The sequence below is a fragment of the Yoonia sp. 208BN28-4 genome (assembly GCF_037543925.1).
GTDB lineage: Bacteria > Pseudomonadota > Alphaproteobacteria > Rhodobacterales > Rhodobacteraceae > Yoonia.
The window spans coordinates 286394-309904 of record NZ_JBBIFY010000004.1; the positions used below are offsets into that span (position 1 = coordinate 286394).

A 23511-nucleotide genomic window follows, 5' to 3' on the forward strand; every position below is an offset into this window, starting at 1 on the left:
TTTTGCCAGTGTGGCGTTGATCAGTCAGCGTCGACGGTCACATCAACGTCGACCTGCGGACCAAGGGCATTTAGACCTTTCAGGATATCAATGGCATAGGCCAGTTGATAATCATCCTCGCGCAGATCGGCTGCGGCTTCGGCGCGGGCGCGATCTTCCTCGATCTGGCGGATTTCGTCCTCGGTCAGACTGTCGTTATCAAGGCTGCCCCGCAGGTCCGCCTCGGAGCGGAACTGGCGTGGCTCGTCACCATCCTCTGTTTCCTCTTCCGGGGCGCGACGGGGTTGTTCCACAATGATATCGGGCGAAATGCCAAGCGCCTGAATAGAGCGGCCTGATGGCGTGTAATAGCGCGCGGTGGTCAGACGCATCGCGCCTTCGCCTTGCAGCGGCACAACGGTTTGCACGGACCCCTTACCAAACGATTTGGTGCCGACCACGATGGCGCGACGGTGGTCTTGCAACGCACCTGCAACAATCTCGGACGCAGACGCGGAACCGCCGTTGATCAGCACGACAATCGGTTTGCCCTGTGCCAGATCACCGGCTTGTGCATTGAAGCGATCGCCGTCCTGCGGGTCGCGGCCACGGGTCGAGACGATCTCGCCCGCCTCAAGGAACGCATCGGACACATAGATTGCCTGATTAAGCAGGCCGCCCGGATTGTTGCGCAGGTCCAGCACGATGCCGTCGATGTTGTCGATACCGCCAGCGGCTTCGATCTGTTCGTTCAGACCTTCCTCAAGATTGGGGAACGTCTGGTCGTTGAATGTCGTCACGCGCAGCACGACAGCAGCGCCCTCGGTGCGGTGACGCACGGCGGTCAGCTTGATCGTGTCGCGGATGATGGACACCTCGAACGGTTCTACCTCGCCTTCGCGCACCACGGTGATGATGATCTCGGACCCGACAGGCCCGCGCATCAGTTCAACCGCGTCATCCAGTGTCAGTCCCAGCACGCTTTCGCCGTCAACGGCCGTAATAAAGTCACCGGCCAGAATACCAGCGTCGTCGGCAGGGGTGCCATCCATCGGCGAGACGACTTTGACAAAGCCCTCTTCCTGCGTGACCTCGATCCCCAGACCGCCAAATTCGCCGCGTGTCTGCACACGCATGTCGGCGGCATCTTCGGCGGACAGATAGCTGGAGTGCGGGTCAAGCGATGTCAGCATGCCGTTGATCGCAGCCTCGATCAGATCGCCTTCGTCGACATCTTCGACATAGCCTGCGCGAATGCGTTCAAAGATGTCACCAAACAGATCAAGCTGTTCGTACACAGTGGCGTTGTTGGATGCCTCTTGCGCAAGAAGCGGGCCCGCGATTTGGGTCGTTGCGACCAATCCCAAAACAGAACCGCCAGCGGCAGCCATCATCAGCTTTTTCATCTCAGAAACCTCAATCATCTATTCCAGCGCAAACCATGTGGCCGGGTCTACCGGACTTTGCCCTTCTCTGACCTCAAGATAAAGGGTCTGCGACTGTCCGCCGCTGGCTATTACTGCACTATTCCCATCCGATCCGGTCAAAATTGCGTCAGCAGCAGGCTGATCTCCGCCCAAAAGGCCAAGCGGGGCACCTGCGGGGATCACCTGACCCGCCTCGCCGTAAACCTCGGCCAGTCCGGCGATCACAAAAAGAACGTCGGCTGCGGGTTCGATGATCACCACATTGCCGTAGTCGAGCAAGGGGCCGCGAAACAGGATTGTTGCAGGAACCGGGCTTGTCACGATCGCACGCGGACGGGCGGCGATGATGATCCCCGGGCGGGCAACGCCTGCCGCATCCTCGGCATTATAGCGGCGCAAAAGCTGGCCCTGCACGGGCAGGGACAGATCGCCTTTAACTGCGGCGGGATCGGCGGCGGGTGCCACATCGGACAGCAGTGCATCACTCAGACCAGCGGCAAAGCTGTCTAGCGTATCGGTGCTGGCCAGCAGCAGGGCCGTTTGCACACCGTCATCGGTAAAGCGGCGCGGCAGATCGGTGCGTTCCTGCACGGCAGTGCTAAGGGCCGCGCGTGCGGCCTGTGCGCCTTCCAACCCGTCTTGCAATGTCTGTGTCGCGCTTTGCTGCAGCGTCCGCAAAAGCGCCACTTCTTCCAGTTGCGCGCGCAGGGCGTCAGCTTCGGCCTGAATGGCGGGGGTGACATCAGCCACCATCATCCCCGAACGCGCAGTTCCAGTCGGACCGGTTGGATGCAGCAATAGCAGCGGCGTGGGCGCGCGACCCATGGACTGCAACACGCCCAGCAATCGGCTGACTTCGGCGCTCTTGTTTTGCAAGTCGGTTTCCAGTGTCGATTGCCGGATCGCAGCCCGCCGCAGGCCGTCGCGCATGGCGACCAGCCCGTCCTCATAGGCTTGCACGGTTTCGGTCAGTGCAGCCACACGGTTGCGGGCGCCTTGTGCGCGGGCCAGTTGTTCGCCTGCGTTTTCCAGCCGATCAGCCGCCGCCTGTGCGATAGCGGCCGCCGTGTCTTGCGATGTTGCGGGCGTCGCCAGACACAGCAAGAGTGCAGCCAGACGCATCATGCCGAAATCAGGCTTTCTCCGGTCATCTCGTCAGGCAGATCAAGCCCCATCAGGCCCAGCAATGTGGGCGCAAGGTCGGCCAGCCGCCCGTCATGCAGCTTTGCGCCAGCAGGTCCACCAACGAGAGCCACCGGCACGGGGTTCAGCGTATGAGCAGTGTGCGGCCCGCCTGTATCGGGGGCGATCATCACTTCGCAATTACCGTGGTCAGCGGTCACGATCATCGCGCCGCCAGCCTTTTTCAATGCCTCGAGCACCTGTCCAAGACCATTGTCTACTGCCTCGCAGGCGGCGATGGCGGCGTCCAGATCACCGGTGTGACCGACCATATCGGGGTTCGCGTAGTTCGTGACGATCAGATCATAGCCCTTGCCAATCGCATCAACAAAAGCCGCCGTGACTTCGCCTGCCGACATTTCGGGCTGCATATCATAGGTCGCAACCTTCGGTGATTTTGGCATGTGGCGGTCTTCGCCTTCTTCTGGGGTTTCCTTCCCGCCGTTCAGAAAGAACGTTACATGCGGATACTTTTCGGTTTCCGCCAGCCGGAACTGGGTCTTGCCGTGCTTTGCCACCCATGCGCCCAACGTGTTCGGGATGTCGCGCTTGGGAAATACGGTGTCATACCAGGCCGTGTGTTTGTCCGAGTATTCGACCATGCCCAGCCGCGCGGCCAGTTTTGGCAGGTCGCGGTCAAAGCCGTCAAAATCGGGATCGCCAATGGCCGCCAGAATCTCGCGCGCGCGGTCAGAACGGAAGTTTAGGCAAAACAGACCGTCGCCTTCCGCAAATCCGGCGTAGTCGCCGATCACGGTTGCGGGGATAAATTCGTCGGTCTTGTCCTGATCATAGGCCTGCGCGATCGCGGACTGTGCATCTGGCGCTGCATCGCCTTTGCCGTTCACCATCGCGTCATAGGCCGTTTGCACACGTTCCCAGCGATTGTCGCGGTCCATCGCGAAATACCGCCCGATCACGGTGCCGATCGTCACGCCGTCCGGCAGATCGCGTTGCAGGTCGGTCATAAAGGTTTTGGCCGAAGATGGTGCCACATCGCGCCCGTCGGTGATTGCGTGCAGAATAACAGGGATATCGGCGGTGCGTAACGCCTTGGCCGCTGCGATGATATGCGCCACGTGGCCGTGCACACCGCCGTCGGAGACAACACCCATCAGGTGGGCAGTGCCACCGGACTGTATGAGCGTATCGGCAAAGGACTGGATGGCCTTTTGCGTGGCAAATGACCCGTCTTCGATGGCCAGATCAATCTGGCCCAGATCCATCGCCACCACGCGACCCGCGCCAATATTCGTGTGGCCTACTTCTGAATTGCCCATCTGCCCGCTTGGCAGGCCAGCGTCGCGTCCGTGGGTCAACAGCTGGGCGTGCGGCCCTTGCATGATCCGGTCAAAGTTTGGTGTGCGGGCAAGGGCGGGCGCGTTGCCGTCCTTGCTGTCGGACAGACCCCATCCGTCCAGAATGCACAAAACAACAGGTTTGGGTGTGGTCATGGCATCGCTCCTTGCAGCTTTGCGCAGAGCCCTAGCGGATTAGGCCCTGCAATTCCATCTTCATTTGGCCAAAACAACTCATCTCAGGCCCGATGATAAGGACCACCGGACAGGATTGAGGCCGCACGGTAAAGCTGTTCGGCCAGCATCACGCGGACCAGCATATGCGGCCAGACCATTTTGCCAAAACTCAGTGATGCGTCAGCACGCGCACGAAGTGCGGGATCAATGCCGTCGGCACCACCGATCACAAACGCCACATCCTGCCGGCCGGTGTCCCGCCAACTTGCAAGACGATCCGCAAAGATCGGAGAGCTGATCACGTCGCCGCGTTCGTCCAATGTGCAGATCAGTGCCCCTGCGGGAATGGCTTTTTCAAGCAGGGCCGCTTCGGCGGCCATACCGCCGCCCTTTTTGTCTTCGACCTCAATCAGTTTGGCCGGGCCAAGCGCCATATTGCGCCCGGTCCGGTCAAACCGTGTGAGATAGTCGTCATAAAGATCGCGCTCGGGCCCCTTGCGCAGGCGGCCCACGGCGCAGATGTGCACCCGCATCGCGGGTTATTCAGCGTCAGCCTTGGAGGGCATCCACATCTTTTCCAGCTGATAGAATTCGCGCACTTCCGGACGGAAGATGTGCACAATGATATCGCCGGTATCAATCAGGACCCAGTCGCCTGCATCCTTGCCTTCGGTTTTGGACAGCACACCGAATTCCGCCTTCAGGCGCTCGGTCAGCTTTTCGGCCATCGCCGCGACCTGACGTGTGGACCGGCCCGAAGCGATAACCATATAGTCACCGATCTCGGATTTGCCGCGCAGATTGATCTGCACGATGTCCTCGCCCTTGTCGTCGTTAAGAGATTTCAGAATGGCAGCCAGCAGCACTTCGCTGTCTGCGTGCGGTTGGACGCTCATCGGTTTGGCGTCCATGTTGGCCGCGCCAGCGACCGATGGTGTAAAAGACAGTTCATTGTCCTCCGTTGTGTGCCGTTCCAAACCAAGTTTTCGCCCCGGCACAAGGCTTGCCCCAAGCTAGCAACGGCACGCTGTGATTTCAACATGCACGCCGTGGTAAGGCGCAGATTTTCGCGCGTGCGTGTCAGTCCGCCGCATCAGGTGGCACAAAAGCACCGGCTTGCGCGGCGTCTTCGGTGTTCAGCACCTTCACCTCGCGCTGCGGGAAGGGGATCGAAATGCCGTTGGCCGCAAATGTATCCCAAAGGGCCAGAAACACGTTGCCGCGGATATTGGTCAGGCCGCCAGTGGGGTCGGAAATCCAGAACCGCAGGATATAGTCCACAGAGCTGTCGCCAAACCCGATGATGTGGCACACCGTAGGCCGCGACCGCAGCACGCGATCCACGCTTTGCGCGGCTTCAATCGCCAGCTTGCGTACCTCGTGCGGGTTGTCACCGTAGGCTGTGCCAAAATGGATATCGAGCCGCACAAAATCGTTGGAGTGGGACCAATTCACCACCTGTCCGGTAATCAGGTCCTCGTTCGGGATCAGGTATTCTTTGCCGTCACGCGTGACGACCGACACGTAGCGGGCACCCAGCGAGTTGATCCAGCCAAAGGTTTCACCCAGCGAAATCACGTCACCGGGCTTGATCGACTTGTCCAGCAGGATGATCACACCCGACACGAGGTTGGACACGACCTTTTGCAGACCAAAACCAAGGCCCACACCAATCGCACCCGAAAGCACTGCAAGGCCGGTCAGATCAATGCCCAGCGACCTCACACCGATAAAAAAGGCTGCCGCGTAAAGCCCGATTTGCAGCACCTTGACGATCAGCACCTGCATGGACGGGCTGATGTCTTCGTTGCTTCTGATCCGGCTGGCTGTGGTTGTGGTGGCAAAACGGGCCAGCGTGATCAGCACACCCAGAATGACCACCGATTGCACCAGCAACAGCAGCGAAAACCGGATGCCGCCAACGTTAAAGCCTGCGGTGTCCAGCAAGGTTTCCGCCTCACTGACCAGACCAAGGATATAAAGAGTGGCGTAAATCCACGCGCCGTAACGCACCAGTTTGCGCAGTGTCGGGCTTTTGATCAGGCGGGTCAGGAACACAACCGACAGCCACGCCAAGGCCAATGTGGCGATGACGGACAGCAGGTAACTGCGGCTTGGCCATGTGACAGCCCGCATGGTCCAGACCGTGAGCCAGATCAGACTGACGAAAAAGATCGGCCTGAGCCGCTGATGGATCACAACAAGGATCCGGATCCGCCATTTGGGCCAGTTTTCACGGCTGGCCATCCATTCGCGGATGCGCGGGCCAAAGATCGCGCGCAGCACATGCGCCAGCGCAAAGAGGCCGATTGCAATCACGATCTGATAGAAATTCCATGGCCGCAGCAAGCTGTTGAGGAAAACCTCTGCCTGCATGTAAAGCGACTGACCGATATCGAGAATTTCCTCCAGCGGCGCCGCAACCTGCTGGTCGGTGATAACAGAGTCCGGTCCCGAACCTGGTTCGGACAATTCAGTGTGTTGTGCCATTGCCTGCCCGCTTTGCGTTTGTCCAACTGTGCCGGAAGTCACCGCTTGGATCAACCACCGCAGCTATTCCGATCTCTTGACACAGCGCGGGCGCACGGGATTAATTCAGACTATTAAACCATCGATTTTTAAAGAAAGTGACTGATATGACCAAACCTTCCCTCCCTGTGCTGATCGCTATTCCTGCTTTGATGACCCTTGCTGCCTGTGGTGGCAGCAACAACGGCTCAGCAGGTGATCCCATGCGCGATCCGGGCGTGAACAAGCCCCTGCTTGAGGCATTGCAGAATGAGAACGCAGCGCTCTTTTCCGCGCCGCAGGCCAACCTGCCGCCACCGGGCACCACAAACTATTCAGGCTTTGCGCAAATCGCATCTGACGGATCGGTGGTGCCAGCAGGAGAGGCGGTCGGGCGCGCCACGCTGACCGCAACCTTCGGGGCACCGGGTAGCGATGTGCTCAGTGGCCGCTTCTATGATTTTGACGATCCGACAGGCACCTATGACGGTGAGTTGACCGTCGCCAGCACAGGGCTTGAGCAAGAGCAGGGGCGCACCGTGATTGACGCCGATGTTGACGGCACGCTGACCCGCAGCACAGGTGAGGTGATCACTGTCGATGGTGCCTTGCGCAATCGTCTGTTCGGGAACGGTGGCACCTATATGGTAGGTGCGGGCAAAGCATCCGTTGAAAGTGGTACAATGACTGGCGGCGCCGAGATTTTCATCAACGTAACCGCCGACTAAGGTCCGCTACCGCGCGTTCAAGGGGGAAAGATCACACGCCAATGACCCTTGCGGGGCAGGGCTGGTGTGTGTATCTGACCCTTATGAACAAGGTTTTTGATATGGATGATCGCGCACGACTGCCTTGGCGGTTTTTTGGCGCGTCCTGCACTGTCCTATCCAACGGCTAATCGTCGGCCGTTCCCGCACGCCTCGCAAATAACCACTGACAAACCACGGGAGAGGACCATGTCCCCCAAAACGCTCTATGATAAAATCTGGGATGATCACGTCGCCCACGAAGCCGAAGACGGCACTTGCCTGCTGTATATCGACCGTCACCTTGTCCACGAAGTGACCAGCCCGCAGGCGTTTGAAGGTCTGCGCATGACAGGCCGCACCGTCCGCAAGCCCGAGCAGACGATTGCCGTGCCGGATCACAACGTCCCGACAACGTTGGACCGCGCCAATGCGGCGACGATGACCGAGGACAGCCGCATTCAGGTCGAGGCGCTCGACAAGAACGCCAAGGAATTTGGTCTGCACTACTACCCCGTGTCCGACGTCCGTCAGGGCATCGTGCACATCGTGGGGCCAGAGCAGGGCTGGACACTGCCCGGCATGACCGTTGTCTGCGGCGACAGCCACACCGCGACCCACGGTGCGTTCGGTGCGCTGGCCCACGGCATCGGCACATCCGAGGTGGAGCACGTTCTGGCCACGCAAACGCTGATCCAGAAGAAATCCAAGAACATGAAGGTCGAGATCACGGGCAAACTGCGCCCTGGCGTCACGGCCAAGGATATCACCCTGTCCGTCATTGGTGCGACAGGCACCGCTGGCGGCACGGGCTATGTCATCGAATACATGGGCGAGGCGATCCGCGATCTGTCCATGGAAGGACGCATGACCGTCTGCAACATGGCGATTGAAGGCGGCGCACGCGCTGGCATCATCGCACCTGACGAAAAGACGTTCGAATACTGCAAAGGCCGCCCGCATGCGCCAAAGGGCGCCGAGTGGGAAGCTGCTGTGACCTATTGGAAAACGCTCTTCACCGACGAAGGCGCGCATTTCGACAAGACGATCACACTGAAGGGCGAAGACATCGCGCCTGTCGTGACATGGGGCACATCGCCCGAGGACGTGCTGCCGATCACTGCCAACGTGCCAGCTGCCGACGATTTTGAAGGTGGCAAGGTTGGCGCGGCGCAACGCTCGCTTGATTATATGGACCTGAAGTCCGGCACGCCGCTGTCCGACATCGCTATCGACACCGTCTTTATCGGATCTTGCACCAATGGTCGCATCGAAGACCTGCGTGCCGCTGCCGAAATCCTGAAGGGTAAGAAAATCGCCGTCACGCGCGCGATGGTCGTGCCCGGCTCCGGTCTTGTGCGCGCACAGGCCGAGGAAGAGGGGCTGGCGCAAATCTTTATCGATGCCGGTTTTGAATGGCGTCTGGCAGGTTGCTCCATGTGTCTTGCGATGAACCCCGACCAACTTGCTCCCGGTGAGCGCTGTGCGGCCACGTCCAACCGCAACTTCGAAGGCCGTCAGGGCCGTGGCGGACGTACACACCTGATGTCGCCACAGATGGCGGCTGCGGCTGCGATCACGGGCAAGCTGACCGACGTGCGGGAGATGATGTAGCGCGATGACGATGAAACGGCGCAGCTTTCTGACAATGCTTGGGGCGGCTTTGGCGGCTCCGGCCATGCCCGCAATGGGGCAGGGGGCTGCGCGCAATCTTTCTGCGGCGGTGGCGGCGCATGCCCGTAAATATCCGCTGGTCAGCGTGATCGGTCTGTCACGCCGTGTCGGTGTGCCGATGCCCGAGGCGGAGAAGCTGCTGCTCGACTTGTCGCGGCGTGGCGTTGTGGGGCCGGTGCATGGATGCGCCAACGGACCGATCAGTGCCGCCAGCCGCGTATTCCGTCCGGTTGTGCCTTATGCCGTGCGGCCCGTGACACAGAAGAAAGAGACGCAGACGACATCGCGCCACTCGCAGCCGTCACGGCCCGTGAACCACATGCTGCACTATCTGCACGATTTGTGTGTCCAGCGCGGCCTGACACTCAGCCCGCGGGCTTTGGGGGCAGTGGCATGAAGCGGCGCGGTTTTCTGCAAATGCTGGGTGCCGTGATTGCGACACCTGCGCTGCCAATGGCGGCCCCTGCACAGGCTGCGACCTACAACCGCTATATGTATGGCCTTGCCGTATTCCACGCCCGCACGCGCCCGCATGTATCGGTGCGCGGGATTGCCTACTGCCTGAAAGTGACAACCGCACAGGCCGAAGCGATGATCGCGGAAATGACAACGGCGGGTCACGTGACCCCTGTGGTCGGCTCTGGCGGATCAGTACGGGCGGTGAGCAATATTCTGCGCCCCGATTGCTGGGGGCTCGACGCCGCATCACGCGCCACCCGTGCCAAGCTGCGCCAAGCGCGGCAGTCTGAGATCTCTGATGCGCAATCGGTGCAACAGCAGCCGTTTATGGCGCATCTGCATCAGCTATGCCGCGACTACGGCTTCACGCTTAGCCCGCGATGTGTGGCGTGAGGGGGACGACATGAAAAGACGCAGCTTTCTTACCATGATTGGCGCAGCGGTCACCGCACCTCTGCTCCCCCGTGTTCCGCTGGCCCGCGTGGCCAAGGCGGCACCTTATTCAGCCGCAGCCCTCCACGGTGCGATCATACATGCGCAGTCGCGTGTTTCGATCAGTTCGTGGAGCCTTGCGCAAACGCTAGGCGTGCCGGTCGAACAGGCAAATTCGCTGATGGTCGATCTGGCGGATCGCGGTGTGCTGGGCCACATGCGCGGCAGCGTGGGCGGGAGCCGCTGGGCGTCGTCGCGTATTTTCAAGCCGGTCTTTGCACCGCGCCCCGCATCGCCCGCCAAAAACCGGACGTGGCAGCAGACATCACAGCATGCCACACAGCCCGACCTTTCACTGCTGATGGCGCATTTGCGCGATATCAGCGCCCGCTATTTTGCCGCACAAGCGGCCTGACCCTTTCGTAAAGGATACACCATGACACCGTTCACAACGCTTTCCGGGATTGCCGCCCCTATGCCGCTGGTTAATATCGACACCGATATGATCATCCCCAAGCAGTTCCTGAAAACCATCAAACGCTCCGGCCTTGGCGTGAACCTGTTCGACGAGATGCGCTATGACGATGCGGGCAACGAAATCGAGACCTTTGTGCTGAACCAACCAGCCTACCGCGAGGCATCGATCCTTGTGGCGGGTGACAACTTTGGTTGCGGTTCCTCGCGCGAACACGCGCCTTGGGCGATTGCGGATTTCGGCATCCGCTGCGTCATCTCCACCAGCTTTGCCGACATCTTTTACAACAACTGCTTCAAGAACGGTATCCTGCCCATTGTCCTGCCGGAAGATCAGCGCGACGCATTGTTGAAAGACGCCGAGAAAGGTGCAAATGCCCGCATCGCCGTTGATCTGGACGCGCAGACCGTCACATCTTCGGACGGCGAGGTCTATAGCTTCGAGGTGGACGCATTTAAAAAGCACTGCCTGATGAACGGTCTGGATGATATTGGTCTGACGATGGAAAAGGCCGCCGCAATCGACACGTTTGAGGCGCAGGCCGGATCAGCGCGCCCTTGGGTCTAAGGCGATAAGCGTTGGCCTGACGCCCTCAAACAGGGGCGTCAGGCTGTATCGCGGATCACCAATCCGCGCATCTTGATTTAGATTGATGATAAATCGCGTCGCCTTGTTGCGACAAAATAGCGTGCTGATACAACATCTTGTGGCGCGACCTTCATAGCCACAGCCTCAGCCCCAAATGGTTGCAATCTCGCACCAGTTCTGTCCCAAAAGAGCCGCAGTTTTTGCGTCAGATGATCCTCGAGCTTGATGGATTCTCTGAAACTGGGCAGAAACATGGCAAGAATGAGGCAACCTGCAAATCAAAAGCAGGATCAGAACGGAACAAGGACACGGCATCGTATCGCGTCCGGCCGGAATGAGGGTAGTAACGCAGTGCAATCTCGCTTGCCAGGTGCGCTTTCACGCGCAGCTTTGATGACTTTGATGATCATGACGCCGTCAATCCTATTGCCGGGCGGCGGGTCGGACGGCGTGCAGATTGTGACACTTGTGGCCTTGTTCGCCGCGATTTTCACCGTGATCGAATACACCTCCGCCAGCCCCAGCCTTGTGGAATTTCGCGCCGCACCACCGTTCAACCGCCTGCGCTTTGGTGCTCTTTTTGCCACCGTGTTTGCCCTGTCGATCATCTTCCGTGGTGCGGATGACCCGTCCACGTTCACACAGTTCTTCCAGGTGATTGGTGAGCGGATCGGCACGTCGATCGACTTTCCCTATTCGCCGGTGCGCTTGATGCTGGTCATGTTGCCCGCGACAACCGACGCCGAGGTCGTAGCCTCCATGCGCACGGCGGCGGGTCTTTCGTATTTCGTGTCGCTGATTTCGCTGGCCGTCTTTGTTCTGATCCTGCGCCGCCATGCTTGGCCGCGCCGCAGCCGGTCATTTAACGTTTGGGTGAACCTGCCAACATTCGACCCGACAGCCGGCGGTGATGTGGTCGATCGCCTCAACCGCGACAGTCAAATTAACCTTATCTTAGGATTTCTGCTGCCATTCTTGGTGCCAGCGGTATTCAAGCTGACGTCAAGTTTCATGGCGCCGATCAGCTTTGCCGACCCGCAAACACTGATCTGGACAGTCACCGCATGGGCCTTTTTGCCAGCAAGCCTTCTGATGCGTGGTGTGGCCCTCAGCCGTGTGGCGCAGATGATCTACCTGCAACGCAAGCGGGCCTACGCCGCTGCCGTCGCAGATGGTATGATCTCGGCCTAGCCCTTTTCCTGATGGCCTCCGGCTCTGCCCTGTTGGCAGAGCCGTTGCGCATTGCCACTTATGCCGCCCCGCTAAGCCGCGATGGCCCCGGTCTTCTGCTGCGTGATATCCTGAAGGCCGAAGATAACCAGCTGGCCAGCATTGTGCAGATCATCCGCAAAGTGTCGCCGGATATCCTGCTGCTGACCGATTTCGATTATGATCTTGACGGTCTGGCGCTGTCCGCTTTCGCCGATGCGCTTGATGCGGGCTATACCACCCAATTCGCGTGGCCGCCCAATACGGGCATGGCAACGGGTCTTGATCTGGATGCTGACGGCTATCTGGGGGATGCGCGCGATGCGATGGGCTATGGCCGGTTTGCAGGTGACGGCGGGATGGCGCTTTTGTCGCGACTGCCCGTTCTGGCGGACGAGGCGCGCGATCTGTCTGATGTTCTGTGGCGTGACGTGCCGGATGCCACACTGCCCACGCATCCCGATGCGGCGTCAGTCTATGGTGTCCTGCGCCTGTCGCACAGCGGACACTGGATGGTGCCGGTCGCCTTGCCTGATGGTGGGCAAATCACACTGCTGGCCTTTTCTGCCTCTCCACCGGTTTTCGACGGGCCAGAGGATCGAAACGGATTGCGCAACCGTGACGAGCTGATGCTGTGGAGCCACGTGCTGGACAGCGTTTATGGACCCGCGCCAGAGCAGTTTGTCGTGCTTGGGAACAGCAATCTAGATCCAGTTGACGGGGATGGCTACGCCGATGCGATGGCGGCGTTTTTGTCCGATCCGCGTCTGCAAGACCCTGCGCCGCGCAGCGATGGTGGTGCTTTGGCGGCTGATGCACCGCATGGGGGTGATCCGGCCACTGATACCGCAGATTGGCCCGACACCGGACCTGGCAATCTGCGGGTCAGCTATGTGCTGCCCTCCGCAAACCTGACCGTGACAGGGGCGGGCGTCTTCTGGCCCGCCCCCGATACTGCCGACGCCGATCTATTGGGCAGCGATGGTCTTGCGACCGGTGCCCACCGATTGGTCTGGGTTGATATCGCCCGCTAGGCCCGCAAGCATCGCTGTTTGCAGGTCTGTGGCCTGAAACTCCGGCAACAGGCGGTCAAATTTGTCCGTTCCAAGCCAGTGCGGCATATCATTCAGATAGCGCATCTCGCGAAACTCGCGCATCAGTTCCCAAAACGGCGCCATCAGCGTGACGGACCACCACGGAAAACGCTTGAGGCGCATCGGCTTGCCTGTCCGGCTTTCCACGGCAACGGCAAGGTCGCGCATGGTAAAGGTATGGCCGGGGAAGGGGATGTCCTCAAACACGTCCAGCGTGCTGCGCTTTTCAGCCAGCATCACGGCAGCGCGGGCCCAATCGGGCAGATAGGCATGGGCCTGCGGCACGTCAGGATCGCCGAGCGTTGTCACGATGCCTTTATGCGCCGACTTCAGGATCAGCAGCGACTGGATATCGCCGTTACGGTTGGGATCGAGAAAGTTGCCGGCCCGCAGGATGATGGTCGGCACGCCTGCATCGCGGTAGGCCTGCTCCATCTCTTTTCTGATCTGGCCTTTGCGGGTGTTTGGTGTTTGCGGGGTCGTTTCGTCAAACTGCCCACCGCGATCGCCAAAATTATAGACGTTGCCGGGAATGATGACGGTGGCCCCGCTGGCCTTTGCTGCGGCAATCACCTGATGGGTGATCGCGGGAATGGTCTTGGCCCAGTTGTGATAATTGGCAGGGTTCATGCCGTTGACAATCACATCTACACCGCGTGCGGCCTGCGTCATGTTATCGGTCTTGCGATCGAAATGCCGAACGGCCCAGCCCGCATCCCAGAACGCGGCTGCAGCGTGAGTGCCAATGCGGCCAGAGCCGCCTAGAATAAGAACTGTCTGTGTCATGGTCATCTCCATTGCTGAAATCTGACCCGACCCTCTCCTATGCATTGACGAAAAGAAATTGCCAAAAAATGCAGGTCATGTATTCATAATTGAATGGACAAATCGATTAGCACGCTGGACTGGTCGCTGGTGCAGGCGTTTCTGGCTGTCGCCGAGACAGGAAGCCTGTCTGCCGCCGCGCGCGATTTGGACGCCAGCCAGCCAACACTAGGCCGCCAGATCAAGGCGATGGAAACGCAGCTTGCTGCCGAGCTATTCCATCGCAATCCACGCGGGTTAAGCCTGACCGATACCGGTGCGGCCCTTGTCGCGCCAGCGCGTCAGATGCGCGATGCGATGCATCAGATCGTTCTGACATCGGCGGGGCAGACGGACCGTCTTGCAGGGCCGGTGCGCATCACCGCAAGTGCTGCCACCTCCATTTATCATCTGCCGCAGATCATCGCGGATATCCGGCAGGCCGAACCCGAGATCGCGATTGAACTTGTACCATCCGATGAAAGCCGCAACCTGCTCTACCGCGAGGCCGACATCGCCTTGCGCATGTACCGGCCCACGCAGCTTGATCTGATCACACGCCATATAGGTGATCTGGCCTTGGGCATGTTCGCATCAAAAGACTATGTCGCACGGCGCGGAACGCCTCAGACGCCTGACGATATGCTGACCCATGATTTCGTCGGCTACGATGAAAATCCTGCTATCTGGGAAGGCTTTGCGCAGGCTGGCTTTGACGTGGGGCGCGATTTCTTCAAAACGCGCTGTGACGATCATATCGCCTATCTGGAGCTGCTGCGGGCGGGCTGCGGCATCGGCTTTGCCCAATGCAGTATCGCCGCCAAAGACCCGGACGTGCAGGAACTTGATCTGCAATTCCCGATCCCGCCGCTGCCGATATGGCTGACCGCCCACGAGGCGATGCGCCAGACGCCCCGTATTCGAAGAGTGTGGGATTTGCTTGCTGACGGGTTGGGCCGCTTGGTATCTTGAACCCCGTGCAACAACGGGCTAACCAACGGCAACCCAGTTTTTGCGAAGGATTAGCCTGATGTCGAACCCATCCCTTTTGATACTTGCCGGTGACGGTATTGGCCCCGAGGTTATGGATGAGGTGAAGCGCGTCATCACGTGGTTCGGCGACAAGCGCGATATGGCCTTTGACGTGTCCGAAGATCTGGTTGGCGGTGCCGCTTATGACAAGCACGGCACGCCACTCCATGACGATACGATGGCCAAAGCCCAAGAGGTTGACGCGGTGCTTTTGGGGGCCGTGGGCGGCCCGAAATACGACGATCTGGATTTCAGCGTGAAGCCGGAGCGTGGCCTGCTGCGCTTGCGCAAGGAAATGGACCTGTTCGCAAACCTGCGTCCCGCGCAGTGTTTTGACGCCTTGGCCGATTTCTCGTCGCTGAAAAAGGACATCGTGTCTGGCCTTGATATCATGATCGTGCGCGAGCTGACATCCGGCGTCTACTTCGGGGAGCCGCGCGGCATCCACACCGAGGACAACATGCGCGTTGGCGTAAACACCCAGCGCTATACCGAAGCCGAGATCGAACGCGGCGCACGCGCGGCGTTCGAACTGGCGATGAAGCGCAACAAGAAGCTGTGCTCGATGGAAAAGGCCAACGTCATGGAAAGCGGGATCCTGTGGCGCGATGTTGTGACAGAGGTCAGCGCGGATTACCCCGAGGTGGAGCTGTCGCATATGTATGCCGACAACGGCGCGATGCAGCTGGTGCGCGCACCCAAGCAGTTTGACGTGATCTATACCGATAACCTGTTCGGCGACATCCTGTCAGATTGCGCTGCGATGCTCACCGGATCGCTGGGCATGCTGCCATCCGCATCGCTTGGCCTGCCGATGGCCAACGGTCGCCCGAAGGCGATGTACGAACCGGTCCACGGCTCTGCCCCCGACATTACCGGTCAATCCAAGGCGAACCCGATTGCCTGCATTCTGTCGTTTGCGATGGCGCTGCGGTATTCCTTTGACGAAGGCACCGAAGCTGATCGTCTGGAAAAGGCGATCGAGGACGTGCTGGCCTCGGGTGCGCGGACGGGTGACCTGATGGGTCCTGAAGGTGGCACGCCGCTGACGACAACGCAGATGGGTGATGCGATCCTCGCACAGCTTGACGCGTCGCTGACCTAAGGCTGCACTTAGATGATTTCCGTAGCCTCATAGGGCTACGGGAGACCCCTTGGTTTTGCCGGAAACATGGCTTGTCTACGTCTGTTGGGCACCTAGGCCAGCATCTTCACACCCGCTGATGTGCCATTTCTGCGGGGGCAGCCATGCGCGGCTGACCGTTGACCTGCGTCACATCCTTTGGCAGTGAGCGGTAACACCCGACGCGCGATCAAAAGGATGCTTTGAATGTCACCCAATGCACGTGGCGCCCTGTTTGCCCTTGCGGCGTTTGGCATCTTTTCGACCCATGACGTGATCATCAAAGTGCTGGGCGGTGCCTATTCACCCATCCAGATCGTGTTCTTTTCGGTGCTGCTGTCGTTCCCCTTGGCCACTGTGATGCTGATGCGGGATGCCACGTCCGGCACGTTGATCCCGAAGCACCCGTGGTGGCTGGCGCTGCGCACGCTGGCCGCAGTGGTCACCGGTGTGTCGGCTTTCTATGCGTTTTCAGTGCTGCCATTGGCGCAGGTTTACGCAATCATCTTTGCGTCGCCCCTGATGATCACGATCCTTGCGATTCCCGTTCTGGGCGAACGTGTGCGAATGCGTCGCTGGATGGCGGTGATTGTCGGCCTGATCGGCGTTCTGGTGGTCCTGCGTCCCGGCACAACCGAACTGACATTGGGCCACGCGGCGGCCCTTGCTGCTGCCACCGGCGGTGCCGTGGCCTCTATCGTCGTGCGCAAGATTGGCGCGGAAGAACGTCCCGTTGTTATGCTGCTTTATCCGATGGTCACGAACTTTGTCGTCATGGGCTGCCTGTTGCCATTGGTTTATGTGCCGATGCCGATCGAGCATCTGGGCATGCTGGCCATCGTCGCGGCCTTTGCCTGGACCGCGAGCCGGATGATCATCGTGGCCTATCAGGCAGGCGAGGCGGCGATCATCGCGCCAATGCAGTACAGCCAGATCGTCTGGGCGTCCGCCTACGGGTTCTTCTTTTTTAACGAAACGATTGACCAGCCAACAGCGATTGGGGCGGGTATCATCATCGCCTCTGGCGTCTATATCGTGCTGCGTGAAAGCAGATCGGACGCGTCCCAGAACACGCCTGTCCTGCGCACGCGGTCACGGTCCGAAACAGGCACAACGCCGCGCATCAGCCTGTTCATGCGCGCCGAAGGTAACAAGCCGCCGCGCAAGCAATAATGGCCTGCGACGCGCTATCCGTTGACGCGCAGAACGATTTTGCCGATGTGTGCGCTGCTTTCCATGCGTGCATGGGCGGCTGCCACATCTTCAAGCGCGAATTCCTGATCCATGACGGGCGCGATGCGTCCCGCGTTCAAAAGCGGCCAAACCTGCGCGTGCAGGGCGTCCGCGATCCGCGCCTTGGCCAGATCGGACTGGGGGCGCAGGGTTGAGCCTGTCATCGTCAGGCGGCGGGTCATCAGTTGCACAAAGTTCACCGCAACCTTAGGCCCTTGCAGGAAGGCGATTTGCACCAACCGACCATCGTCCGCCAGCGCCTTGAGATTGCGCGGAATGTAGTCTCCACCGACCATATCAAGGATCAGGTCGGCCCCGCCAACGGCACGCATCTGCTCCACAAAATCACTGTCGCGGTAATTGAAAGCAGCCTCTGCGCCCAAGTCGGTGCAGGCCGCGCATTTCTCATCGGTGCCAGCCGTGGCAAAAACACGCGCGCCGAACGCTTTGGCCAGTTGGATTGCCGTGGTGCCGATGCCGGACGAACCGCCGTGCACCAAAAACCTTTCGCCCGCTTGCAGCCCGCCGCGCATGAATACGTTGGACCAGACCGTAAAGAAGGTCTCTGGCAAGCACGCCGCCTGCTTCAGTGTCATCGGATAGGGGACTGGCAGGCAATGTGCGGCAGGTGTCACCGCGTAATCGGCATAGCCACCGCCCGGCAGAAGGGCGCATACCTTGTCGCCCTTTTTCCACTGGGTCACACCTTGGCCGACGCTGACAATCTCGCCTGCGCATTCCAGACCGGGAATAGGGCTAGCCCCTTTGGGGGGATCATAAAGCCCTGCACGTTGCAGCGCGTCAGGACGGTTGACGCCTGCATAGGCCACCTTGATCAGCACCTCGTCAGCGGCTGGGCTTTTGGGCGCGTCACTGCCAAGGGTCAGCACCTCTGGCCCGCCAGCTTTGGCGATATGCACGGCGCGGCCTGTCAGCGGGTAAACCATGGTGGGATGTCCTTCATTTCGGGCGCGTTGATGGGCGGCGCGGTCAGGCTAGTTATGAACAATGATCATCTTGTTGACAATTTCATTGCTGGTGAACGTCGGGGTTCTTGCCGCAGTTGTGCCGGGTATCTTGCAAGACAGCGCTGGCATGGACGCAGCCTTTGGCCCTGACACACCGGCCCGCCGCATCCTGACCAGCATCTATATCGCAATTCTTGTGCTATCAGCGGTGGGACTGGCCATGCTGGCGCTGGGGTGGCAGCAACAGGTGGCAACCTTGGCCGTGGGGCTGCTTGCCGTGCAGATCGTCTATAAATTCCTGACTGCGGGCATCGTTGGAATGGATAATCCGGTTGTGGGCGCCAACATCCCCATTGCAATCCTGCATTGCGTGACCTTGGCCACCCTGTTGCGCAGCGGCTGACCGCCTACTTCGGGTCGCGCCAGATGCCGGGCAGGTCCATGTTTGACGCAGCCGATGGCGCTTTGATCATACCCATCATCCGCTCCAGCGGGGCTGTCAGCGGGCCAAGCACCTTGTTGTTGCGCACACCGGCTTTGACCTGTTCGAATTGCATCACATTGTCGATCCGCCGGTCGATAAACGCATCTGTCTCGGCGTGACCGGCGCTTTGATCCCCAAGCCAGAACAGGACAATAGAACCATAGACCGCCGAAAGCGTGGCGCGTTTGGTGTACCAGTTCACATCGTCGGATGTGTCACCCAAGGCCGTCCAGATCGCATCCGCAGTGCCCCAGATCAGTTTCGCGCCCTCAGGGGCAAGATGGGGCAGGGCAAAAAGCGTTGTGCCACGGCGCACGACCTCTTTGTCGTCGATCACGTTCAGTCGTAGGCGCACGGCATGGGCCACTTTGTCGCGAAACCGCATGCCGTCCAGATTGCTGTTGGCCAACGCGGCGACCATGGCGGCATCGCCTTGTTCGTGAAAGAGAATCGCCAGATCAACAGCGCCGCGCGGGCAAGCAGCACGGGCGTCTGCCGGAGTGATATCCGCGTCCGCTATTGCCGCCTCAAACGCCTGCGGGGACCATCCGTCGAACGCCACATGCGGCACAATCGCTTCCAGAAGCTGTGTTTTGATCGGATCGGCAGGCGTGTTCATCAGCGGTGCTCCTTCTTGGCGGGGATACTAGACAAACTAGGGCAGAGTTGCTACATGCCCACTTCCTGCAACTTATTGCAAATCCAACTTAGAGAGGTGGTGAAAACCACATGCAGGTTAGTGTTCGTGATAACAACGTCGATCAGGCGTTGCGTGCTCTGAAGAAGAAACTTCAGCGTGAGGGCGTTTTTCGTGAAATGAAGCTCAAGCAGCATTTCGAAAAGCCGTCGATCCGCAAGGCCCGTGAAAAGGCCGAAGCAATCCGCCGTCAGCGTAAGCTGGCGCGTAAGAAAGCGCAGCGTGAGGGATTGCTGTAAAGCACCCCTAGACGTTTCGAATTAAAGAACCCCCGCAGTCCGCTGTGGGGGTTTTTTGTTCTGCAACACACCTTCGTGTTCGTGTCTTTGCAACGCTGGCTGCGCTGGGGCGTTAGGCAGGTGACACAATCAAATGAAGGACACGACCATGGCAATCACATTGGACGCAGGCAGCGCATTTCCCACAACAGAGGTTTCAAAGCTTGGTGGCGGGACGATAACGCTGGGGCAGGCTGACGACTGGCAGTTGATCATCGTTTATCGCGGCCAACATTGCCCGATTTGCAAGAAATACGCCAAAGCGCTTGAGCCTATGCAATCCAAGTTCGCCGATATTGGTGTTTCTGTTGCTCTGGTCTCAGGTGATCCGGAGGAAAAGGCGCAGGCCTTTGTTGATGAGACAGGCTACACAGGTGCGGTTGGCTACGACCTCAGTATTGCAGACATGCAAACCCTAGGGCTTTTCGTGTCTGATCCGCGCTCGCCCGAAGAAACTGACCGGCCATTTGCAGAGCCGGGGCTGTATGTCGTCAATGCAGACGGCAATGTGCAGATGATTGACGTGTCGAACGCTCCGTTCCTGCGCCCCGATCTTGAGGGCGTGCTGAACGGGATCAAATTCGTCCGCGATAAAGGCTATCCGATCCGCGGCACGCACGCCTAAGGCTTGAACGGGGCCATTCCGGCGCGCGCCAATTCGTCGGCACGTTCGTTTTCGGGGTGGCCCGCGTGGCCCTTGACCCATTCCCACGTCACGTTGTGGCGCTGGGTGGCGGCATCAAGGCGCTTCCACAGGTCTTCGTTTTTCACCGGCTTTTTGCCAGCCGTTTTCCAGCCACGCTTTTTCCAGCCGTGAATCCAGCTGGTGATCCCGTCCTTGACGTAGGAACTGTCGGTCACGACCGTCACGGTGCTGTCGCGTGACAAAGCCTCAAGCGCGGAAATCGCAGCCATCAGCTCCATCTGGTTGTTTGTTGTATGCGCCTCGCCGCCGTTCAATTCGCGTTCTTTGACCACCGTCTCGCCTTCGCGGGCGATCAGGATCGCGCCCCAGCCGCCAGGGCCGGGATTGCCGGAGCAGGCACCGTCTGTGTAGGCATAAAGTTGTGGCATTTCAGGCTTTCGACTTAGGGTTTTCGGGCGCGCATCACGACGAATGGATCAACGGTGCCTGCACACCCTTTTTCGCGCCCCTCGTCAATGCCCAGAATTGTAAATCCCGCGTCCTCCAGCAGCCCGCGCAATTCGGTCACCGTGACGTAGGTGTATTTGCGCTCGATGTGGTCGCGATCCTCGCCCTCACCGACTTTCATGCCGATATGAAAAACGCCAGACGGACGCAGCGCCGTTGCAATCGCGGCCAGATGGCGGGGCAGGTCGGTGCGCGGGGCGTGCAGGAGACAGAAGTTGGCCCAGACGCCATCGTAGGCCGCAACCATGTCCAGATCATCAAATGTCAGCAGGCGCGCGCCGATATCATGCGCGTCATTTGCAAGCTTTACCATGCCCGAGGACGCATCCACAGGATCGGGATGAAAGCCTGCGTCGCGCATATGCACAGAGGCGCGCGCAGGGCCGCAGCCCAGATCGAGCACGTCAGCGCCTTCTGGAAGCAAATCCATAAATGCCAGCAAATGCGCATCTGGTGCGCCGCGTTTGGTCAGGTTGTCATAGCGATCCGCGGCGGTGTCGTAGAAATGGATTGTCTTGGCGTCGACCATCTTAAAATACAATCGGCAAGAGCGTGATGATGACGCCAGCGGTCAGCAGAATACGCAGGTGCATCCACCATTTCGGCGCAAGGCCCAGCCGCCAGAAATACCAATCCAGCACCAGAAGTCCCAGAAATCCGAAGATCAGGTTGACCGCCGCAGCAGTTGGTCCGCCGCCAACCATGAAGAACGCCCAAAGAGCAGGTATCACAGACAGACCGTAGCCCATTGCGGCCAGCTGGCCTTCGGCTTTGGTAGCAAAACCCCAAAGCACGCCGGACATGAACGACAGAATAATCGCGCCGTACGCCAGTTGCAGATACGGGCCGACAAATCGCCCGCCGAAGTTTTGCTGCACCCAAAAGCCGAACCCTTCGGGCCGCAGCATTGTCACCATGCCCAGCAAAAACGGCAGCAGGCCGGCAAGGCCAAGAAGCAGGGCGGAACGGGGAATGTGCGTCATAGGTCCATCACAACTTTCGCGATGCGTTTGGTTCGGGTCTCGTGGCGTTTGGCCGAGTTAACCGTGTGGATCAAGCCGCGCTGTCTGCCCGGCGTCAGAGCAGCCCACGCCGCAGAGCGATCCGCCTGTCGCAGGGCCAGTGTCAGGTCTTCTGGCACTTCGACATCTTGTTCCGGCGCCATGCGCAAGCGCACGTCAATCACCTCACCCGGTGACAGGCCGCTATCGCGCAGAAACGTCTTGCCAGTGTAAAGAAAGACCGCGTCAATCACAGGTGCTTTGGTCAAGGCAAGGTTCACGGGATAGTCGCCAATTTCGCCTTCCACACGTTTTGCGCCCTCCTGTGCCAGCGCGTCTGAAACCGCATTTGGCAAAGGTAGAACGGTGTAGGTGGCCGTGCCCCACTCCATCGGAATGATCGTGCCCTCAAATGCGTGGTAATCGCCGCTCATGCAGGCTCTCGCAGCACACGGGGAACTTTGAACTCTACGTTCTCAACGGCGGTTTCCACCATTTCGACAGTCACGTCATAGCGGTCGCGGAAGGCGTCGATCACTTCGTTGATCAGCACTTCCGGTGCGGAAGCGCCAGCGGTGATACCCATGGAGGTGATGCCGTCGAGTGCGCGCCAGTCAATATCGCTGGCCCTTTGGACAAGCTGGGCATAATTGCAGCCCGCCCTTGCGCCAACCTCGACCAGACGTTTGGAGTTGGAAGAATTGGGTGCTCCCACGACCAGCATGGCGTCACATTTCGGGGCCATCACCTTCACCGCTTCCTGACGGTTAGTGGTGGCGTAGCAGATGTCCTCCTTATGTGGTCCGACAATCTGCGGGAAACGGGCCTGCAAAGCGGCCACAACATCAGCGGTATCATCAACCGACAGGGTGGTCTGGGTGACAAAGGCAAGTTTCGCCGGATCGCGGACCGCGACCGTTTCAACATCGGCGGGTGTCTCGACCAGTAGGACATCCCCTTCGGGCAGCTGCCCCATGGTGCCGACGGTTTCGGGGTGGCCTGCGTGGCCGATCATGATGATCTGAAGGCCCGCATCGGCATGGCGCTGCGCCTCGATATGGACCTTGGACACAAGCGGGCAGGTCGCATCAACGTAGATCATTTCGCGCTTGGCGGCGGCGGCTGGCACGGCTTTTGGCACGCCGTGGGCCGAGAAAATGACAGGGCGGTCGTCAGGGCATTGATCAAGTTCTTCGACAAAGATCGCGCCCTTGTCGCGCAAGCCATCAACGACAAATTTGTTGTGCACGATTTCGTGGCGGACGTAGACAGGCGCGCCCCATTTTTCGATCGCCATTTCGACGATCTTGATGGCGCGGTCCACGCCTGCGCAGAATCCGCGTGGTGCGGCCAGATAAAGGGTGAGGGGGGATCGTGTCATCGGGGCCTCTTTCGCTTTGTCCAGAGGTAAGGCTTTGGGCGCGCAAGGTCCAGTGATGCGATGCGTGATCCAACGGAGCGGCTGACGCCGCACATCATTTTTTGAGGTT

The 23511-nt window shown here is 59.6% G+C and carries 28 protein-coding genes; 14 read left to right on the plus strand and 14 right to left on the minus strand.

The features are described from left to right. Nucleotides 1–20: 20 nt before the first annotated feature. The 6 genes from V8J84_RS15080 to V8J84_RS15105 form a co-directional block, all read right to left on the minus strand. A complete protein-coding gene (locus tag V8J84_RS15080; protein ID WP_339933152.1) occupies nt 21–1385 on the minus strand; it encodes a S41 family peptidase in 1365 nt (454 codons plus the stop codon). Nucleotides 1386–1403: 18 nt separating this feature from the next. Further along, nucleotides 1404–2531, minus strand: coding sequence for a murein hydrolase activator EnvC family protein (locus tag V8J84_RS15085; RefSeq protein WP_339932645.1), 1128 nt, complete (start codon nt 2529–2531; stop codon nt 1404–1406). Then, nucleotides 2528–4042 (minus strand): 2,3-bisphosphoglycerate-independent phosphoglycerate mutase, encoded by a 1515-nt coding sequence (gene gpmI, locus V8J84_RS15090; RefSeq protein ID WP_339932647.1) that lies wholly within the window; start codon nt 4040–4042, stop codon nt 2528–2530. Before gpmI ends, V8J84_RS15085 begins: the two co-directional genes overlap by 4 nt. Nucleotides 4043–4125: 83 nt before the next feature. Further along, entirely contained in the window at nt 4126–4596 is a 471-nt protein-coding gene (rlmH, locus tag V8J84_RS15095) for a 23S rRNA (pseudouridine(1915)-N(3))-methyltransferase RlmH (RefSeq protein WP_339932649.1), read from the minus strand. A gap of 6 nt (nt 4597–4602) precedes the next feature. Continuing rightward, nucleotides 4603–4974: a ribosome silencing factor gene (gene rsfS, locus V8J84_RS15100; protein ID WP_339933154.1), complete on the minus strand. Its 372-nt coding sequence runs from the start codon at nt 4972–4974 to the stop codon at nt 4603–4605. Between the two features lie 169 nt (nt 4975–5143). Continuing rightward, the gene (locus V8J84_RS15105) at nt 5144–6553 is read right to left on the minus strand and encodes a mechanosensitive ion channel family protein (protein WP_445285980.1); all 1410 of its coding nucleotides are present in this window, start codon (nt 6551–6553) and stop codon (nt 5144–5146) included. 146 nt (nt 6554–6699) lie between these two features. On the opposite strand from V8J84_RS15105, the gene V8J84_RS15110 reads away from it, so the two are divergent. The 8 genes from V8J84_RS15110 to V8J84_RS15145 all read left to right on the plus strand — a co-directional run bounded on the left by V8J84_RS15110 (nt 6700) and on the right by V8J84_RS15145 (nt 13188). Further along, nucleotides 6700–7299: a hypothetical protein gene (locus V8J84_RS15110; RefSeq protein WP_339932651.1), complete on the plus strand. Its 600-nt coding sequence runs from the start codon at nt 6700–6702 to the stop codon at nt 7297–7299. 228 nt (nt 7300–7527) lie between these two features. Continuing rightward, the gene (gene leuC / locus V8J84_RS15115; protein ID WP_339932653.1) at nt 7528–8931 is read left to right on the plus strand and encodes a 3-isopropylmalate dehydratase large subunit; all 1404 of its coding nucleotides are present in this window, start codon (nt 7528–7530) and stop codon (nt 8929–8931) included. Nucleotides 8932–8935: 4 nt separating this feature from the next. Next, entirely contained in the window at nt 8936–9388 is a 453-nt protein-coding gene (locus tag V8J84_RS15120) for a hypothetical protein (RefSeq protein WP_339932655.1), read from the plus strand. Beyond that, nucleotides 9385–9843 carry a hypothetical protein gene (locus tag V8J84_RS15125; protein ID WP_339932657.1) on the plus strand — a complete coding sequence of 153 codons (459 nt, stop codon included), beginning with the start codon at nt 9385–9387 and terminating at the stop codon, nt 9841–9843. The genes V8J84_RS15120 and V8J84_RS15125 overlap by 4 nt, the downstream gene beginning before the upstream one ends. Before the next feature lie 10 nt (nt 9844–9853). After that, complete coding sequence (locus tag V8J84_RS15130; RefSeq protein WP_339932659.1) at nt 9854–10297, plus strand: hypothetical protein; 444 nt, start codon at nt 9854–9856, stop codon at nt 10295–10297. A 21-nt stretch (nt 10298–10318) separates the two neighbouring features. Next, nucleotides 10319–10924, plus strand: a complete 606-nt coding sequence (leuD, locus tag V8J84_RS15135) for a 3-isopropylmalate dehydratase small subunit (protein WP_339932661.1) — start codon at nt 10319–10321, stop codon at nt 10922–10924. Nucleotides 10925–11338: 414 nt separating this feature from the next. Then, a complete protein-coding gene (locus V8J84_RS15140) occupies nt 11339–12136 on the plus strand; it encodes a hypothetical protein (RefSeq protein ID WP_339932663.1) in 798 nt (265 codons plus the stop codon). A gap of 11 nt (nt 12137–12147) precedes the next feature. Continuing rightward, nucleotides 12148–13188: an endonuclease/exonuclease/phosphatase family protein gene (locus V8J84_RS15145; RefSeq protein ID WP_339932665.1), complete on the plus strand. Its 1041-nt coding sequence runs from the start codon at nt 12148–12150 to the stop codon at nt 13186–13188. Here the strand turns inward: V8J84_RS15145 and V8J84_RS15150 are convergent. After that, nucleotides 13123–14034, minus strand: coding sequence for an NAD-dependent epimerase/dehydratase family protein (locus tag V8J84_RS15150; protein WP_339932667.1), 912 nt, complete (start codon nt 14032–14034; stop codon nt 13123–13125). The two genes, V8J84_RS15145 and V8J84_RS15150, sit on opposite strands and share 66 nt — an antisense overlap. Nucleotides 14035–14127: 93 nt before the next feature. Between V8J84_RS15150 and V8J84_RS15155 the strand changes: the two genes are divergently transcribed. The 3 genes from V8J84_RS15155 to V8J84_RS15165 all read left to right on the plus strand — a co-directional run bounded on the left by V8J84_RS15155 (nt 14128) and on the right by V8J84_RS15165 (nt 17380). Then, the gene (locus V8J84_RS15155) at nt 14128–15024 is read left to right on the plus strand and encodes a LysR family transcriptional regulator (RefSeq protein ID WP_339932669.1); all 897 of its coding nucleotides are present in this window, start codon (nt 14128–14130) and stop codon (nt 15022–15024) included. 58 nt (nt 15025–15082) lie between these two features. Then, nucleotides 15083–16189 carry a 3-isopropylmalate dehydrogenase gene (gene leuB / locus V8J84_RS15160; protein ID WP_339932671.1) on the plus strand — a complete coding sequence of 369 codons (1107 nt, stop codon included), beginning with the start codon at nt 15083–15085 and terminating at the stop codon, nt 16187–16189. 225 nt (nt 16190–16414) lie between these two features. Beyond that, nucleotides 16415–17380, plus strand: coding sequence for a DMT family transporter (locus V8J84_RS15165; protein WP_339932673.1), 966 nt, complete (start codon nt 16415–16417; stop codon nt 17378–17380). Nucleotides 17381–17394: 14 nt separating this feature from the next. Here V8J84_RS15165 and V8J84_RS15170 read toward each other — a convergent pair whose 3' ends face one another. Then, nucleotides 17395–18387, minus strand: coding sequence for an NAD(P)H-quinone oxidoreductase (locus V8J84_RS15170; protein WP_339932675.1), 993 nt, complete (start codon nt 18385–18387; stop codon nt 17395–17397). A gap of 61 nt (nt 18388–18448) precedes the next feature. Between V8J84_RS15170 and V8J84_RS15175 the strand changes: the two genes are divergently transcribed. Then, nucleotides 18449–18811, plus strand: coding sequence for a hypothetical protein (locus tag V8J84_RS15175; RefSeq protein ID WP_339932677.1), 363 nt, complete (start codon nt 18449–18451; stop codon nt 18809–18811). 4 nt (nt 18812–18815) lie between these two features. Here the strand turns inward: V8J84_RS15175 and V8J84_RS15180 are convergent, their stop codons facing one another. Continuing rightward, nucleotides 18816–19511 carry a COQ9 family protein gene (locus tag V8J84_RS15180; RefSeq protein ID WP_339932680.1) on the minus strand — a complete coding sequence of 232 codons (696 nt, stop codon included), beginning with the start codon at nt 19509–19511 and terminating at the stop codon, nt 18816–18818. A 110-nt stretch (nt 19512–19621) separates the two neighbouring features. On the opposite strand from V8J84_RS15180, the gene rpsU reads away from it, so the two are divergent. Both rpsU and V8J84_RS15190 read left to right on the plus strand, forming a co-directional pair. Further along, nucleotides 19622–19828 carry a 30S ribosomal protein S21 gene (gene rpsU, locus V8J84_RS15185; RefSeq protein WP_339932682.1) on the plus strand — a complete coding sequence of 69 codons (207 nt, stop codon included), beginning with the start codon at nt 19622–19624 and terminating at the stop codon, nt 19826–19828. A 148-nt stretch (nt 19829–19976) separates the two neighbouring features. Continuing rightward, nucleotides 19977–20492 (plus strand): redoxin domain-containing protein, encoded by a 516-nt coding sequence (locus V8J84_RS15190; protein ID WP_339932684.1) that lies wholly within the window; start codon nt 19977–19979, stop codon nt 20490–20492. Here the strand turns inward: V8J84_RS15190 and rnhA are convergent. The 5 genes from rnhA to ispH are packed head-to-tail and all read right to left on the minus strand — an operon-like array spanning nt 20489 to nt 23402. Beyond that, a complete protein-coding gene (rnhA, locus tag V8J84_RS15195) occupies nt 20489–20941 on the minus strand; it encodes a ribonuclease HI (RefSeq protein WP_339932686.1) in 453 nt (150 codons plus the stop codon). The genes V8J84_RS15190 and rnhA overlap by 4 nt on opposite strands. Before the next feature lie 14 nt (nt 20942–20955). Then, the gene (locus V8J84_RS15200) at nt 20956–21549 is read right to left on the minus strand and encodes a class I SAM-dependent DNA methyltransferase (RefSeq protein ID WP_339932688.1); all 594 of its coding nucleotides are present in this window, start codon (nt 21547–21549) and stop codon (nt 20956–20958) included. A 1-nt stretch (nt 21550) separates the two neighbouring features. Continuing rightward, a complete protein-coding gene (locus V8J84_RS15205; protein ID WP_339932690.1) occupies nt 21551–22003 on the minus strand; it encodes a DUF3429 domain-containing protein in 453 nt (150 codons plus the stop codon). Further along, complete coding sequence (locus V8J84_RS15210) at nt 22000–22455, minus strand: YdeI/OmpD-associated family protein (RefSeq protein WP_339932692.1); 456 nt, start codon at nt 22453–22455, stop codon at nt 22000–22002. The genes V8J84_RS15205 and V8J84_RS15210 overlap by 4 nt, the downstream gene beginning before the upstream one ends. Continuing rightward, the gene (gene ispH, locus V8J84_RS15215; protein ID WP_339932694.1) at nt 22452–23402 is read right to left on the minus strand and encodes a 4-hydroxy-3-methylbut-2-enyl diphosphate reductase; all 951 of its coding nucleotides are present in this window, start codon (nt 23400–23402) and stop codon (nt 22452–22454) included. Before ispH ends, V8J84_RS15210 begins: the two co-directional genes overlap by 4 nt. Between the last annotated feature and the right edge of the window lie 109 nt (nt 23403–23511).

Coding starts and splice junctions, on each gene's coding strand:
- V8J84_RS15080 (WP_339933152.1), bottom strand. CDS start 1,385: ATGAAAAAGCTGATGATGGCTGCCGCTGGCGGTTCTGTTTTGGGATTG.
- V8J84_RS15085 (WP_339932645.1), bottom strand. CDS start 2,531: ATGATGCGTCTGGCTGCACTCTTGCTGTGTCTGGCGACGCCCGCAACA.
- gpmI (WP_339932647.1), bottom strand. CDS start 4,042: ATGACCACACCCAAACCTGTTGTTTTGTGCATTCTGGACGGATGGGGT.
- rlmH (WP_339932649.1), bottom strand. CDS start 4,596: ATGCGGGTGCACATCTGCGCCGTGGGCCGCCTGCGCAAGGGGCCCGAG.
- rsfS (WP_339933154.1), bottom strand. CDS start 4,974: ATGGACGCCAAACCGATGAGCGTCCAACCGCACGCAGACAGCGAAGTG.
- V8J84_RS15105 (WP_445285980.1), bottom strand. CDS start 6,553: ATGGCACAACACACTGAATTGTCCGAACCAGGTTCGGGACCGGACTCT.
- V8J84_RS15110 (WP_339932651.1), top strand. CDS start 6,700: ATGACCAAACCTTCCCTCCCTGTGCTGATCGCTATTCCTGCTTTGATG.
- leuC (WP_339932653.1), top strand. CDS start 7,528: ATGTCCCCCAAAACGCTCTATGATAAAATCTGGGATGATCACGTCGCC.
- V8J84_RS15120 (WP_339932655.1), top strand. CDS start 8,936: ATGACGATGAAACGGCGCAGCTTTCTGACAATGCTTGGGGCGGCTTTG.
- V8J84_RS15125 (WP_339932657.1), top strand. CDS start 9,385: ATGAAGCGGCGCGGTTTTCTGCAAATGCTGGGTGCCGTGATTGCGACA.
- V8J84_RS15130 (WP_339932659.1), top strand. CDS start 9,854: ATGAAAAGACGCAGCTTTCTTACCATGATTGGCGCAGCGGTCACCGCA.
- leuD (WP_339932661.1), top strand. CDS start 10,319: ATGACACCGTTCACAACGCTTTCCGGGATTGCCGCCCCTATGCCGCTG.
- V8J84_RS15140 (WP_339932663.1), top strand. CDS start 11,339: ATGACTTTGATGATCATGACGCCGTCAATCCTATTGCCGGGCGGCGGG.
- V8J84_RS15145 (WP_339932665.1), top strand. CDS start 12,148: ATGGCCTCCGGCTCTGCCCTGTTGGCAGAGCCGTTGCGCATTGCCACT.
- V8J84_RS15150 (WP_339932667.1), bottom strand. CDS start 14,034: ATGACACAGACAGTTCTTATTCTAGGCGGCTCTGGCCGCATTGGCACT.
- V8J84_RS15155 (WP_339932669.1), top strand. CDS start 14,128: ATGGACAAATCGATTAGCACGCTGGACTGGTCGCTGGTGCAGGCGTTT.
- leuB (WP_339932671.1), top strand. CDS start 15,083: ATGTCGAACCCATCCCTTTTGATACTTGCCGGTGACGGTATTGGCCCC.
- V8J84_RS15165 (WP_339932673.1), top strand. CDS start 16,415: ATGTCACCCAATGCACGTGGCGCCCTGTTTGCCCTTGCGGCGTTTGGC.
- V8J84_RS15170 (WP_339932675.1), bottom strand. CDS start 18,387: ATGGTTTACCCGCTGACAGGCCGCGCCGTGCATATCGCCAAAGCTGGC.
- V8J84_RS15175 (WP_339932677.1), top strand. CDS start 18,449: ATGATCATCTTGTTGACAATTTCATTGCTGGTGAACGTCGGGGTTCTT.
- V8J84_RS15180 (WP_339932680.1), bottom strand. CDS start 19,511: ATGAACACGCCTGCCGATCCGATCAAAACACAGCTTCTGGAAGCGATT.
- rpsU (WP_339932682.1), top strand. CDS start 19,622: ATGCAGGTTAGTGTTCGTGATAACAACGTCGATCAGGCGTTGCGTGCT.
- V8J84_RS15190 (WP_339932684.1), top strand. CDS start 19,977: ATGGCAATCACATTGGACGCAGGCAGCGCATTTCCCACAACAGAGGTT.
- rnhA (WP_339932686.1), bottom strand. CDS start 20,941: ATGCCACAACTTTATGCCTACACAGACGGTGCCTGCTCCGGCAATCCC.
- V8J84_RS15200 (WP_339932688.1), bottom strand. CDS start 21,549: ATGGTCGACGCCAAGACAATCCATTTCTACGACACCGCCGCGGATCGC.
- V8J84_RS15205 (WP_339932690.1), bottom strand. CDS start 22,003: ATGACGCACATTCCCCGTTCCGCCCTGCTTCTTGGCCTTGCCGGCCTG.
- V8J84_RS15210 (WP_339932692.1), bottom strand. CDS start 22,455: ATGAGCGGCGATTACCACGCATTTGAGGGCACGATCATTCCGATGGAG.
- ispH (WP_339932694.1), bottom strand. CDS start 23,402: ATGACACGATCCCCCCTCACCCTTTATCTGGCCGCACCACGCGGATTC.